This window comes from Sphingobacterium sp. HJSM2_6 (assembly GCF_049316305.1).
GTDB lineage: Bacteria > Bacteroidota > Bacteroidia > Sphingobacteriales > Sphingobacteriaceae > Sphingobacterium.
On the sequence record NZ_JBMOXB010000006.1, the window covers coordinates 52095 to 66415 of the forward strand.

Below are 14321 nucleotides of genomic sequence, written 5' to 3' on the forward strand. Positions count from 1 at the left end.
TTAATTGAAATAATATTATGTATTTTTAACTTAATATATTTTTTGATACATGATAAATGTTTCACAGTTAGCCCAAGAAGGGATATTACAACCTAAAGAAGCACTATTAAGCAAGGGACGGAAAAAAGGGCAATTAAGCATTGGAATACCAAAAGAGTGTTCGTTTCAAGAAAATAGAATTGCATTAACTCCTTTATCTGTCGGATTATTAGTGGAAAATGGTCACCAAGTTATGTTGGAGAGTGGGGCTGGGAATGCCTCTAATTTTTTAGACCATCATTATAGCGAACAAGGCGCCATCATCGTTTATGACCGTAGCGAGGTTTTTAAAGCCGATATTATCATTAAAATATCTAGTCCATCCGTTAAGGAAGTGGAGTTCATGAAAAACCGACAGGTTCTTTTTAGTTCGCAGCAACCTTCTTTAATGCAGTTGGATGTATTGCAAGCTTTAATGAAAAAACAAATCACCGCTTTATCCTTTGAATATTTGCAAGATGAAGGGGGACACTTATCGGTCGTTAGGGCCATGAGCGAAATTGTAGGGGCAACCTCCGTCTTAATTGCTGCGGAATACCTTTCAAATGTGTTTGACGGTAAAGGCTTAATGTTGGGTGGCGTAACTGGCGTACCTCCTACAGAAATGGTAATCATTGGGGCAGGTACAGTTGGCGAATTTGCAGCACGCACAGCCATTGCATTAGGCGCACAAGTGAAGGTGTTTGATAGTTCCGTTTATCGATTAAGAAGGCTGCAAAATAATGTGGGTAGTCGCGTATTTACCTCCATTATGCAACCCATTGTATTAAATAAGGCCGTTCGTTCATCCGATGTGGTGATTGGGGCTGTTCGTGCAAAAAATGGCAGAACGCCTTGCCTCATTTCTGAAGAAACGGTTTCTAAAATGAAACCTAATTCCGTGTTAATTGATGTAAGCATTGATCAAGGCGGTTGTTTTGAAACTTCCGAAGTCACAAACCATGACCAGCCTATATTTAAAAAATACGATGTCATACATTATTGCGTTCCGAATATTGCTTCTCGTGTAGCAAGGACTGCCACTTATGCTTTAACAAATATCTTTACACCTATTCTATTAGAAATAGGTGAAGCGGGTGGTATGAATAATATGATTTGGTCAAACCAAGGTATACGTAGTGCCATATACTTATACCATGGTAACTTAACCAACCTGGATATGAGTGATAAGTTCCATATTCCTTGTAAAGACTTAAACCTAATCGTTATGGCAAATCTATAAAAATGAAAAACACATTAATTCTATTTATTAGCATGTTTGTTTTACAAGCACAAGCACAAAACACAGGCGTAAAACGCTATTTGTATGGAAATGAAGAAATCCCTGGGGCTGCAAAATTATTGAAGGATCTGGAGGAAAAAGAAAAACCTAAATTATATACCCATACCTCCCAAGTGTCCAATCCAAAAGATATTGTATTTCTAGTTATTCCAGGTGGAGCTTATGTTGGAGTAGCGATAGGCCATGAAGGGCATGATGTCGCTAATAGGCTCAATGAATTGGGCTACCATGCTTATGTGCTGGATTACCGGATGCCTATTAAAGAAAATATGATAGATAAGCGTTTTGGGCCATTGCAAGATGCTCAAACGGCTATGCATATTATTCGTCAAGAACATAAAGGGAAAAAAGTGGCGGTATTAGGATTTTCTGCAGGTGGGCATTTAGCGTCTACCTTAAGCACATTCTTCAACAAACCACAATTGAAAGACTATAAAAAGAAACAGATTCGACCTGATTATTCGGTATTATGCTATCCCGTAATATCTATGGAAGATGGAGTGACTCATCAAGTATCTCGAGAGAAACTTATTGGGCCTAATCATTCCGCAGAAGATGTAATCTTGTTTTCTACAGATAAGCAAGTGACTAAAAAAAATCAACCAACATTCTTGATGAGTGCTAAAGATGATGAGGGGGTGCCTATTGAAAACAGTTACCGGTACCAAGCGGCATTGAACAAATATAAAATCCCGAACACTATTTTTGAATATGAAAAAGGTGGACATGGATTTGGAATGATCAATAAAACAGACGATCGACGTTGGTTAGACGCCATGATCGAATGGTTGACCGCGTTAAAGTAATAAGGATACTAAAATGTATGATAAGAAGATACGAGGATGTTAATTCTCGTATTTTTTTTGACTTCCTGTTTGGGGAATTGGACCATATGCAGATTCAACCGTTCATTTCCAAGGATAAGTTCATTGTAAAAACCCCTAAATTTCACATCTTTAATCCAAAATGAACCTTCATTATTGGGTTCAAAACTTATGTTTTCCTGCGGAATTGCAATCTCACGATTAGTTTCTATGGTTAAAATCGCAGCCTCTTGAGGCTTTAATATATTGCTTTTAGCGAGTAATCGTGCGGTATATGGATGATTCGGACGATAGTATAAATCTACAGGCTTTCCGGCATCCGTTATCTTACCTTCCTTCATGACTAGTAGATCATCAGCCATAGCCAAAACTTCGGATGGATCATGGGAAACTAATAAAACCGTAAGTCCAGTATCTTTCACAATTTGCTGAATATCTTGTTGCAATTCATCGCGAAATGCAGCATCTACTTGATTAAATGGCTCATCCATTAAGAGCACTTCCGGATCATTGATCAGTGCACGGCAGATTGCCACACGTTGCTTTTCGCCACCACTTAGGTCAGCTACTCTTTTTTGCGCTAAGTGATCTATTTTAAGTTTTTGAAGAACTTCCGTTGTTCTGTTCGTTTTTAATTCGAGATTCGTATTGGAAAGTTGTGAAGCAACATTGTCCCAAACTTTAGCATAGAGATTGAGGTCGTCGAATCCCTGAGAAACTAATTTCATCGCCTCATGTCCCGGAATTAACTTGTCTTTTCGGGTAGGTACCAACCAACCTTTATAACGTACTTCTCCTGAGGCAGGTTCTAATAATCCATATATTAATTTCAATAAACTACTTTTTCCACTACCCGATTCCCCAATAATCGCGGTAATTCGACCTTCATGAATGTCAAAATTCACATGATCTACAGCCTTAACCTCCATTTTTCCTTCAAACACACAGGAAACATCTTGACCATGAATCAATGCTAAGTTTTCTTGTTGAACATCCGAGAATAAGTGTTGGCAGGAAGTAGATTGTTTACTCATAAAAAATGTCGGGCAATTTGAGCCCGACACAAAAATACAGTTTACAATTTGTTTTTCTATTAAAACCCAAAAGTCAATCCAAACGCTAGGTTTCTTAATCCTTCTTGATTTGGACTTTTCTCGAACAAATCGTTCATATAATATTTAGCATAAATTCCGGCATTTTCATACCCAAATCGTATGAAGGGTCCATATTGGAAAGTTTGTAAATTAAAGGTGTCTTTAAATTTCTGTTTACCATTTTCCTCACTTTTTAATCGTTGCGTACCTTTCATTAAAACACCTGTCATAGCGCCAAAAGCAATTTTTAAACGTTTTTTGTTCTGGAAAACGTTTGACCTCCATTCAAATGTTAATGGAACACGCATATAGGTGGATGTAAAGACATTTTTTTTGTAGTCCACGTCCTGATTCAATGGTTCCACAGTTACTGGAGAAACACTTTCTTTAATTAAAATATCATTTTTTAAGCGCCAATAATTCCATTCAAATCCTGCAGATAAGTAAATTTTAAAATTATCATTTAAGCGTACACCGTACTGAGCAATATCAAAACCAAAATTCGATGATTTTTTATACGACATAAACTGGTTGTTTTCACTTAAGGTGAAACTTCCTTCGTCAGATAGCCTGGAAAATCCCCAGTCTATACGCGTAAATGTTAACCCTCCAAAACTTCTAGGGTATTTGAGATCACTTTCTTCCGACGATTTATCATCCTTACCTATATTAATATCAAAATCAATATCAACATTTTTTTGGGCAAAACTCAAACTTAGTCCAATGAATAAGCTTGAAAATAATAGTGCTAACTTTTTGGTTATCATAATTTTATTTACTTAATGTTATTAATAATGTTCCCTCTTCATCATTAGAAAAATGGATGTCTTTTTCAATGATATTTAATTTATCAGACACCGTGTTTAGCAGGCTGACTATCAATGAAGATTTTGGTTTATCTAATTTGACGGTTTTACTTGCAGCTAAGGATAATTCAGGAAGTTTTTCCGAATAGGATAATACAGTATTGGAATGCATAAGCTCCATTTTTGCTAAAAGCGGCTTACTTGGGGCCAATAGTTTATTTTCTACTGATTTTTTGCTGGTTAATGCGGCATCGGCCATTTGCTTATTAGGCTTCTTATTTAAGTTTACGGCTAAGCTATTTTTAATAGCTTCTTTTTTTACCATCTGAACTGGTATTACAGGTTTTTCTAACTGGGAAGAAGGCTTATTTTCTTCAATTAGGGGTTTCTCCGGAAGACGACTATTCTCTTGTTTTTCTAGGGCAAGTCCGACAGGGTCTGTTTCATGAATTGCTAGTTCAGTGGATTGGAAAAGGTACTGATGGAAGGCAATACTGAATAGAACCACAATGCTTGCTGCTATAGCGGTAAATTTCCAATAAACTGAAAATTTTCTAGTCTTGGGGGCTTCTCCATCCAATTGTGCATGGATATCCTGCCAAATATGATCTGGAACTTCCGTTGCCGAATCCTGGAACTTGTCAGCAAAGAGTTTATCGAATTCTTCATTTTTCATATTCCTTGTTCCTCCATTTTAATGATTCTTGCTTTTAGCCATTGCCTTGCTCTGGAAAGTTGTGATTTGGAATTTCCTTCGCTAATTTGAAGCATTTCAGCAATTTCCTTATGGCTGTATCCTTCTATAGCATATAAGTTAAATACCGTCTTATAACCTAAAGGCAAGGTTTTAATCATGGCCAATAAATCTTTATATTCGAATTGATCGAGTTCATAACTTGAAAATTGTTCGTAAGAATAATTTAAATCACTTTCGCGAACGATAAATTGTTTTTTGTTTTTACGAAATTGTTCAATTGCCGTATGAATCATGATTTTTTTTATCCAACCTTCTAATGAACCTGTGCCTTCAAATTGATGTGCTTTATGAAAGATACGTACAAATCCATTTTGCAAAATATCTTGAGCTTCATCCTCATCTTGAGCGTAGCGAATACAAATTGCATATAATTTGGGAGCGAATAGCTGATAAAGGCTAAACTGTGCTTGGCGATCATTCGCTTGACACTTTTCCCAGATATGATTTAATTTCGCAGGTTCCAAATTATTCGGTTTTACTTAGTAGACGCAGGATAAGACCGAAGGGTTGCAAGGGCAATAAAATTATTTTAGTACAATCAATCGGCTCAGGTCTTCTTGAACCTGGATATGAACTTGAAGGGCATCCAATGGAATTAAATTAGGAATCTTTTCCGGCCATTCGATAAAACAATATTGGGAAGAATAGAAATACTCCTCATAGCCTAAGTCGAAAGCCTCTTGCTCATCTTTTAACCGATAAAAGTCAAAATGATAAATTGGACCTTGGCTGGAGCTGTATTCATTGACAATGGAAAAAGTAGGGCTGGATGTAGAATCTTGAACAGCTAGATAATTGCATATTTCTTTGATGAAGGTGGTTTTTCCGGCTCCCATAGCGCCGTAAAAAGTAAATACACGTTTTTCTCCGGCTTGTTGAATTAGCCAAGCAGCAGCTTCAGGTAATATAGCGGTGTTCTGAACTAAAAATTCCATAAACAAAGATAGATTTTTTATTCAAAACCATGTTTTGAAAACAACTATCCTAGCTTGATATTGAATCCTTAAGAAATGGGAAATAAAGCTGTTTTTTACTATTTAGGGATATAGGTGATAAATGGAATGACCATTTCTTCTAGGGATATACCGCCGTGTTGAAAGGTACCATTAAAGTAATTGACAAATTGATTGTAATTATTCGGGTATACGAAATAGGTGTCTTCTTTTGCAAAAACAAAGGTAGAACTCACATGAATTTTCGGCAATTGTGCATCCTGTGGATTTTTGACCATAAATACATCTTTACCAATATAGTTCAAGTTTTTACCTTGTTTGTACCTCAGGTTGGTATTGGTGTTTCGGTCTCCAATGATTTTACTAGGTTTTCGCACACGTATTGTGCCATGATCTGTCGTAATGATGACACGGACTTGTTTTTGAGAAAGCCACTTCAATGTTTCCAACAGTGGGGAATGCTCAAACCAAGATAAGGTTAAGGAGCGATAAGCAGCTTCATCATTGGCTAATTCACGAATCATAGCCATATCGGTTCGGGCATGCGAAAGCATGTCAACAAAATTATAAACCAATACATTTAGGTCATTTTGCATGTATTTATTGATGTTTTCATAAACATCCTTTCCTTGCTCTAAAGTAATTACCTTGGTGTAGCTGTGTTTAATCTCTCGACGGTATAATCGTTTTATTTGATCGGCTAGAAAAACATCCTCATGTAAATTTTTCCCACCTTCATCGTCGTCATTTTGCCATTCTTTGGGAAATCTTTTTTCCATCTCCAAAGGCGTTAAGCCGCTGAAAATTGCATTTCGAGCATATTGTGTTGCCGTCGGTAAAATACTGTAATAACTATCTTCTTCTTCTAAACGATAATAATCAGTGAGCACTTCGTTTATTACTTTCCACTGATCGTATCTTAAATTATCGATTAAAAAGAAAAAGGTAGGCTTCTCAGCTTCCAGTTTAGGGAAGACCTTCTTCTTGAAAAGTTGATGGGATAAAATGGGACCTGTATCCGGGTATTTTAACCATTTCAAATATTCCTTTTCTATAAATTTAGAGAACAACTGATTGGCTTCTGATTTTTGCATGGTTAATATTTCATGCATTCCTGCATCATCCAATTTCTCTAAAGAGAGTTCCCAATACAACAATTTCTTATACGCTTCTACCCATTGGCTGTAATCCAAATCCTCGTTCATGCGCATACCTAGGTGTCGGAAATCTTGCTGATAAGCCATTGAAGTCCGTTCTGAAATGAGGCGTTTATTCTCGGTAAATTTTTTGATTGTTAATAAAATCTGTTTTGGGTTTACAGGCTTAATTAGATAGTCGTCTATTTTTGCTCCAATGGCTTCTTCCATTAGATGTTCTTCCTCATTTTTTGTGACTAAGACCATCGGGATGGATGGATTAATACCTTTCAGCTTATTCAATGTTTCCAATCCAGTCAGTCCAGGCATGTTTTCATCCAAAAAAACTAAATCAAACGGTTCATTTTGAAAGGCTTCTACTGCATCTGCCCCATTATTTACCGTTTTAACTTTATAATCTTTTTGTTCTAATAATAAAATATGTGGTCTTAGAAACTCAATTTCATCATCAGCCCAAAGTATATGTATTTTTTGCATGTATTTACCCTTCTTGAATTGCTAAGTTACTGAAATTTATAGAACGTCGGGGTTGCCAGTTAGTGCATACCAAGAGTTTTAACCTTTTTTTGCTTATGCGCATCACTCATTCATAAGGATCTCCTTCGGATCTCACTCGGATTTCATGCGGAAATTAGCCGGATTTCACGGCAGTTTTTCCGAAGCATCTCCGAAGTAAAAGCATCCTTAATAGCAACAAAACTAAACAGAGATCGGAAGGTTTAAGATTTCGATTAGCACATTTGTTAAGCGATTTTTGCGAACAATTTGCTTAATTATTAGGTAGATTGCTGTCAATTGTTCGGTCAAAAAGTAGCCTTCCTATAAAAACTAAGTTATTTTGGATTATTTTTAACATTAATTAAGTACCATCTATGTATCTTTGCCCTTATCTTAGTCAAGATTTACAATAATTTTTGATGTTAAATGACTAAGTATTAATCACTTTTGAGGCATTTGAATAAGAAGAAAATAATAAATGATCCTGTGTACGGTTTTGTATCAATACCGTCAGGATTGATTTATGACTTAATCCAACACCCCTATATACAAAGGCTGAGGTATATTAAACAAGTCAGTATGACTCATTTAGTCTATCCAGGAGCGTTACATACCCGGTTTCAGCATGTCATAGGCGCTATGCATTTAATGTCTTTAGCCATAGAAACGTTGCGAGGAAAGGGGGTGGAGATCACCAAAGAGGAGGAAGAGGCAGCTTTGGCGGCCATCTTGTTACATGATGTAGGGCATGGACCGTTTTCTCATTCCTTAGAACATACCTTGGTAGAGGGAGTTTCGCATGAACTCATTTCTTCCTTGTTGATGGATAAATTGAATCAAGAATTTGTAGGTCAATTGGATTTGGCTATTACCATATTCAATGATCGGTATCATCGCAAGTTTTTGCATCAACTCGTATCTAGTCAGTTAGATACCGATCGAATGGATTATCTAAATCGCGATAGTTTTTTTACCGGTGTTTCAGAAGGGGTAATCTCTTTCGATCGAATCATTAAAATGCTAAATGTCGCTGATGGAGAGCTGGTTGTTGAGATTAAAGGGATTTATTCCATTGAGAAGTTTTTAATTGCTCGTCGATTAATGTATTGGCAAGTTTATTTGCATAAGACGGTCATTGCTGCAGAACAGATGTTGATCAAAGCATTAGCGAGGGCAAAACAATTAACCAATGAGGGACAGGTATTATTTGCTAGTCCCGCATTAAATCATTTTTTGACCAACAGCATCAATAAAACGACATTTTTGCAAACGGAGGCTCATTTAAGCTGGTTTACTCGTTTGGATGATACGGATATTATGTCTGCCATTAAAACATGGACTGAACATGAAGATCCTATTCTAAGTTTATTGTGTTCTAAATTAATTCGTCGGGATCTTTTTAGAACGGAAATGAGTAATGAACCTTTTGATCCAATGTATGTGGCGGAATTAAAGCAAGCTGTATTGGAGCGCTTTGAGATTGCAAAAGAAGATTTAGGCTATTTATTTTATGAGCAAGTCGTTGGTAATAGTGCTTACGATTCTTCCAACAGTAAGATTTGTGTATTGGAAAAAAATGGTCAATTAAAAGATATAGCAGAAGCCTCTGATTTGTCGAATATTGAAGCATTAACAAAGCGGGTAGATAAATATGCAGTTATATATCCGAAAGAAATAAATTACATCTTGTTCAATCAAGAAGAGATAATCAACAATTAAAATTATAAGTTTTACTTAATGCAATTTAAAGCAGAGCAAATAGCTACTTTATTGAATGGAAAAGTCGAGGGAGACTCGAACGTTTTGGTAGATCAATTGTCAAAAATTGAGGAATCTACCACCAAGAGCTTGACTTTTTTAGCCAATCCAAAATATGAACATTTCATTTATGAAATTGAAGCGGGAATCATTGTTGTAAACGAAGATTTAATCCTTCAAAAGCCTGTAAAATCAACATTAATTCGTGTAAAGAACGCGTATACTTCGTTTACCGAGCTTCTTAAATTGTACAATGAATTAAGAAATGATCGCTCTGGAATTGAGGAGCATGTGGTTATCCATGAAACGGTGGAACTTGGTGAAGATCATTATGTAGGTTCTTTCACTTACATTGGGAAAAATGTAAAAATTGGCAAACAGGTCAAAATTTATCCCCAAGTGTATATCGGTGATGATGTAGAGATTGGTGATCATACCGTTATATATCCTGGTGTGAAAATTTATCAAGACTGTAAATTAGGTAAACAGGTAACCATTCATGCAGGAGTAGTAATCGGAAGTGATGGTTTTGGCTTTGCTCCAAAAGGTGATGGTTCTTACGACAAGGTACCTCAAATAGGTAATGTTATTATTAAAGACTGGGTAGAAATTGGAGCGAATACCGTTGTGGATCGTGCAACTTTAGGTTCCACCGTGATTTGCGAGGGAGTGAAGTTAGATAACCTAATTCAGATCGCTCATAATGTAGAAATTGGTGCAAATACCGTTATTGCTGCGCAAACAGGTGTGTCTGGAAGTACTAAAATTGCCGAACAAGTAATCTTAGGTGGACAAGTAGGCGTGGTGGGACATATCAATATTGCGAAAGGAACGCAAGTGCAAGCGCAATCAGGAATCAATAGGTCAATTAAGGAAGAAGACAAGAAGTGGGGAGGGTCTCCAGCGTTCCCTTATAGTCAAGAATTGAGGTCACAAGTGCTTTATGCAAAGTTACCAGAGCTTGAAAGACGTTTGACAGAACTTGAAAAACAATTAAAAGAGAAAAATATTAGCTAACTTTACCCGATATTTTTTGCAATAATACGAATGTTAGATATGAACGTAAAACAGAGAACCATTAAATCTGATGTGCAATTTTCAGGTGTAGGTCTTCATACCGGTGAACAAGTAATTGTTACCTTAAAACCAGCTCCAGAAAATCATTGGTATAAATTTAAACGCATTGATTTAGATGGTCATCCTATGGTGAATGTTGATGTAGATAATGTTACTAACACCGCTAGAGGAACAACAATTACGCAAAATGGAGCTTCGATCAGTACGATTGAGCACTTGATGGCAGCATTGGTGGGTTTACAATTGGATAATGTGTTGATTGAAATCGATGGACCAGAAGTTCCGATTTTGGACGGTAGTTCTGCCATATTCATAGAAAAAATTCAAGAAATCGGTTTTCTAGAACAAGATGCAGATCGTGATTTTTTTGAAGTGACAGACAACATTCATTATACTGATGCAGAAAATAGAGTAGAGATCGTTGCGATGCCAGTGGATGGTTATCGCATCACTTGTATGATCGATTTCAATTCTCCGGTATTAGGTAGTCAACACGCTTCTATTAGTAATATTGATCAATTTAGTAAAGAAATTGCCAGCTCCAGAACATTCTGTTTTCTACATGAATTGGAAGCCTTAGTGAGTCAAGATTTAATTAAGGGAGGAGACTTATCAAATGCGATTGTTATCGTTGATAAGGAGGTGGAAGATAGTGAGTTGGAGAAATTGCAAGGCTTATTTCATAAACGTGTGGAAGTAGCACAAGAAGGTATTTTGAATAATATTTCATTACGCTATCAAAATGAGCCTGCTCGTCATAAATTATTAGATATGATTGGTGACTTAGCCTTAGTTGGCAAGCCTATCAAAGGTCATATTATGGCTGCACGTCCTGGACATGCGGCAAACGTTGCATTTGCGAAGCGTATTAAAGCGCAAATGAAACGGGAAAAAAATAAGAAAAACGTTAAGTTTTACGATCCCAATACAGCACCGGTGTATGATACGGTACAAATCATGAATATTTTGCCTCATCGTCAGCCTTTTTTGATGATTGATAAGATATTGGAATTGTCGGAAACGCATGTCGTAGGGTTGAAGAATGTCACCATGAATGAGGATTTATTTATGGGTCATTTCCCAGGCGCTCCTTTATTTCCAGGGGTACTTCAAATTGAAGCTATGGCACAAACTGGTGGAATATTGGTGTTAAATACTGTTCCTGATCCTGAAAATTGGTTGACTTTATTTTTGAAAATTGAAAATGCAAGATTCAAGAATCAAGTGGTACCAGGTGACACTGTTATATTTAGCTGTGAATTGTTGGAGCCTATCCGTCGTGGAATTGCTCGAATGAAAGGCGTAGGTATGGTTGGAGAGAAAGTAGTAAGTGAAGCTGAATTAATGGCTCAAATTGTAAAGGTCAAAGGATAACAAATTAACGAATGATACAACCTTTATCATATATCCATCCTGAAGCTAAAATAGCTCAGAATGTTGTAATAGAACCCTTTTCTACCATACATAGAGATGTGGAAATAGGAGAAGGAACTTGGATAGGTTCCAATGTAACGATCATGAATGGAGCGCGAATAGGTAAAAATTGCAAAATTTTTCCTGGAGCTGTAATTTCTGGGGAACCTCAAGATTTAAAATATGAAGGTGAAATCACTACCGCTGAAATCGGAGATAATACGACGATTCGCGAATGTGTGACCATCAATCGTGGAACAAAAGATCGTTACCGTACTGTTATTGGGAAAAATTGTTTAATTCAAGCATACAGTCATATTGCCCATGATTGTTTTATTGGAGATAATTGTATTTTCTCAAACTCGAGTACCTTAGCTGGGCATATTACCGTTGGTGATTATGTGGTTCTAGCGGGAATGGTTGCGGTACATCAGTTTTGTAAAATTGGTTCTCATGCTTTCGTTACAGGTGGTACACTGGTGCGGAAAGATGTTCCTCCATTTATTAAAGCAGCGCGTGAGCCTATTTCTTATGCCGGTATTAATTCGGTGGGTTTAAGACGTCGCGGTTTTACCAATGAGCAAATTAATGAGATTCAAAATATTTACCGCGTGTTGTTTGTGCAACACAGTAATTTAGGTAAGGCTTTAGATATTGTAGAAGCTGAATTTGAAGCAACGGAATTGAGAGATGAAATTCTAGGATTTGTACGTGCATCGAATCGTGGTGTGGTGAAAGGTTTTGGTCAAGGAAAATCAAGTATTTAACAACTTAAACTGATTATTTGAATATAACTTTACATAATATTGGTAGAAGGTATAATAGGGAATGGATTTTCAGACATCTCGATTATACCTTTTCTCTTGGAACGAGTTATGCTATTCTAGGGCCTAATGGTTCAGGGAAATCGACCTTAATGAAAGTGATATCGGGGGCGCTAAGCCCTAGTGAGGGTGAATTAAGTTATGTATTGAATTCCTCGAAATTGGAGTTGGATGTCTGTTATGCACAGCTTAGTTTAGCCGCGCCATACGTGGATTTAATAGAAGAGTTTACCTTAGATGAGCTATTGGTATTCCATGTAAAGTTTAAGCCATTATTAGCAGGTTTTACCATACCAAAAATCAAAGAAATACTAGGATTTCAAGATACCGTATACCATAAAGAAATAAAAAATTTTTCCTCAGGAATGAAGCAACGAGTAAAGCTCATTCTAGCATGTTGCTCTGATACATCCGTCTTATTTCTGGATGAACCAACAAGTAATTTGGATAAAGAGGGGGAAAAATGGTATTTAAACTTAGTGGAATTAACGAAAAAAAATAGAATTATTATCATAGGTTCAAACCAAGAACATGAGTATTCCTTTTGTCAGGAATTTATTCAAATAATGGACTATAAGTAGCCATATAATCAAGGTTTTTATTATTTTTGTTGCCTATTAATAGAGAAAAATTATGTCAAAAGCTTCGGAAGTTAAAAATGGAAATATTCTTCGTTTTAATGGAGAATTAGTAGCAGTAGAAGAATATATTCACCGTACCCCTGGAAATTTACGTGCATTCTACCAAGCGAGAATGCGAAATGTAAAAACTGGGAAACTCGTAGAATACAGATTTAGAACAGATGAAGAGGTTGAAATCGCGCGTGTTGAAACAAACGATTATCAATATTTATACGATGATGCGGACTTCTTTGTGGTAATGGACAATAGTTCTTATGAACAATTCAACATTCCTAAAGCATTATTTGGAGAGGCTGCTCGTTTCTTAAAAGAGGGTATGAATGTGATTGTAGCGTTCGAAAGTGATGAGCCAATTATGGCGCAAACACCAGCAAGTGTGGAATTAGAAATTACTTACACTGAACCAGCGGTAAAAGGAGATACTTCGACGAATGCTCTTAAAACAGCAACCGTAGAAACAGGGGTAGAAATTCGTGTTCCTTTGTTCATCAATCAAGGAGATAAAGTAAAAGTAGATACTCGAACAGGAGATTACATTGAACGAGTAAAATAAAGAATTTTAACGTTTAGGTTGATTATGAATGGTCTTGTTTGCTACACAGCTTCAAGACCTATTTTTTTGTAATTATGGATAAATCTTCCCTTCGTGTACACTACAAGCAAAAACGCAATGACTTAACAGATGAGGCGATTGCCTCATTGGATTTGGCATTATTGGCCCAGTTAAAAAGTTGGGATTGGTCTGCATACAATTATGTACACTGTTTTTTGTCGATTGAAAAATTTAAGGAATTTAATACCAAGGCATTCATTTCATGGATTTGGAAGGTCTACCCTAACCTTAAAATTGTAGTTTCTAAATCGGACTTTGCTACGCAGGAAATGGAACATTTTATATATGATCAAGAAACCCACCTGGAAGTGAATAGTTGGGGGATTCCAGAGCCAGTAAATGGATTAAAAATAAACCCTAATGAAATTGATGCCGTAATCACTCCGCTACTAGTTACTGATATTCAGGGGAATCGCATAGGCTATGGAAAGGGTTTTTATGATCGGTTTTTCACTTTGTGCAGGGAAGATTTGGTGAAAATAGGCCTTTCTTATTTCGAACCTGTCACGGCAATAGATGATGTCTCTGCATGGGATATTCCAATCGATGTATTATTGACTCCCCATCAAATTTATACTTTTTAAA

Annotated in this window: 15 protein-coding genes; 9 read left to right on the top strand and 6 right to left on the bottom strand. The window is 36.5% G+C overall.

Translation table 11 applies throughout. The annotated features are described in order from the left end of the window. Positions 1-49: 49 nt before the first annotated feature. Both ACFRAE_RS07110 and ACFRAE_RS07115 read left to right on the top strand, forming a co-directional pair. Positions 50-1261 carry an alanine dehydrogenase gene (locus ACFRAE_RS07110; RefSeq protein WP_422796440.1) on the top strand — a complete coding sequence of 404 codons (1212 nt, stop codon included), beginning with the start codon at positions 50-52 and terminating at the stop codon, positions 1259-1261. A 2-nt stretch (positions 1262-1263) separates the two neighbouring features. Next, complete coding sequence (locus tag ACFRAE_RS07115) at positions 1264-2127, top strand: alpha/beta hydrolase (RefSeq protein WP_422796441.1); 864 nt, start codon at positions 1264-1266, stop codon at positions 2125-2127. 8 nt (positions 2128-2135) lie between these two features. Here the strand turns inward: ACFRAE_RS07115 and ACFRAE_RS07120 are convergent, their stop codons facing one another. From ACFRAE_RS07120 to ACFRAE_RS07145, 6 genes are all read right to left on the bottom strand, one after another. Next, positions 2136-3179, bottom strand: coding sequence for an ABC transporter ATP-binding protein (locus ACFRAE_RS07120; protein WP_422796442.1), 1044 nt, complete (start codon positions 3177-3179; stop codon positions 2136-2138). Positions 3180-3238: 59 nt separating this feature from the next. Then, positions 3239-4006 carry an outer membrane beta-barrel protein gene (locus ACFRAE_RS07125; protein ID WP_422796443.1) on the bottom strand — a complete coding sequence of 256 codons (768 nt, stop codon included), beginning with the start codon at positions 4004-4006 and terminating at the stop codon, positions 3239-3241. A 4-nt stretch (positions 4007-4010) separates the two neighbouring features. After that, positions 4011-4721, bottom strand: coding sequence for a hypothetical protein (locus tag ACFRAE_RS07130; protein WP_422796444.1), 711 nt, complete (start codon positions 4719-4721; stop codon positions 4011-4013). Continuing rightward, positions 4718-5266 (bottom strand): RNA polymerase sigma factor, encoded by a 549-nt coding sequence (locus tag ACFRAE_RS07135; protein WP_422796445.1) that lies wholly within the window; start codon positions 5264-5266, stop codon positions 4718-4720. Before ACFRAE_RS07135 ends, ACFRAE_RS07130 begins: the two co-directional genes overlap by 4 nt. Positions 5267-5326: 60 nt before the next feature. Continuing rightward, entirely contained in the window at positions 5327-5737 is a 411-nt protein-coding gene (gene tsaE / locus ACFRAE_RS07140; RefSeq protein WP_422796446.1) for a tRNA (adenosine(37)-N6)-threonylcarbamoyltransferase complex ATPase subunit type 1 TsaE, read from the bottom strand. Positions 5738-5835: 98 nt separating this feature from the next. Next, complete coding sequence (locus ACFRAE_RS07145; RefSeq protein WP_422796447.1) at positions 5836-7389, bottom strand: PglZ domain-containing protein; 1554 nt, start codon at positions 7387-7389, stop codon at positions 5836-5838. 477 nt (positions 7390-7866) lie between these two features. Here ACFRAE_RS07145 and ACFRAE_RS07150 point away from each other — a divergent pair, with 477 nt between their 5' ends. From ACFRAE_RS07150 to ACFRAE_RS07180, 7 genes are all read left to right on the top strand, one after another. Then, positions 7867-9129: an HD domain-containing protein gene (locus ACFRAE_RS07150; RefSeq protein ID WP_422796448.1), complete on the top strand. Its 1263-nt coding sequence runs from the start codon at positions 7867-7869 to the stop codon at positions 9127-9129. A gap of 18 nt (positions 9130-9147) precedes the next feature. Then, positions 9148-10185, top strand: a complete 1038-nt coding sequence (gene lpxD, locus ACFRAE_RS07155) for a UDP-3-O-(3-hydroxymyristoyl)glucosamine N-acyltransferase (RefSeq protein ID WP_422796449.1) — start codon at positions 9148-9150, stop codon at positions 10183-10185. A 39-nt stretch (positions 10186-10224) separates the two neighbouring features. Beyond that, a complete protein-coding gene (locus ACFRAE_RS07160) occupies positions 10225-11619 on the top strand; it encodes a bifunctional UDP-3-O-[3-hydroxymyristoyl] N-acetylglucosamine deacetylase/3-hydroxyacyl-ACP dehydratase (protein WP_422796450.1) in 1395 nt (464 codons plus the stop codon). Between the two features lie 11 nt (positions 11620-11630). After that, complete coding sequence (gene lpxA / locus ACFRAE_RS07165; RefSeq protein ID WP_422796451.1) at positions 11631-12425, top strand: acyl-ACP--UDP-N-acetylglucosamine O-acyltransferase; 795 nt, start codon at positions 11631-11633, stop codon at positions 12423-12425. 17 nt (positions 12426-12442) lie between these two features. Further along, positions 12443-13063, top strand: coding sequence for an ABC transporter ATP-binding protein (locus ACFRAE_RS07170; protein WP_422796452.1), 621 nt, complete (start codon positions 12443-12445; stop codon positions 13061-13063). A 52-nt stretch (positions 13064-13115) separates the two neighbouring features. Next, entirely contained in the window at positions 13116-13676 is a 561-nt protein-coding gene (efp, locus tag ACFRAE_RS07175; RefSeq protein ID WP_422796453.1) for an elongation factor P, read from the top strand. Between the two features lie 74 nt (positions 13677-13750). Next, complete coding sequence (locus ACFRAE_RS07180) at positions 13751-14320, top strand: 5-formyltetrahydrofolate cyclo-ligase (RefSeq protein WP_422796454.1); 570 nt, start codon at positions 13751-13753, stop codon at positions 14318-14320. The last annotated feature ends 1 nt before the right edge of the window (position 14321 follow it).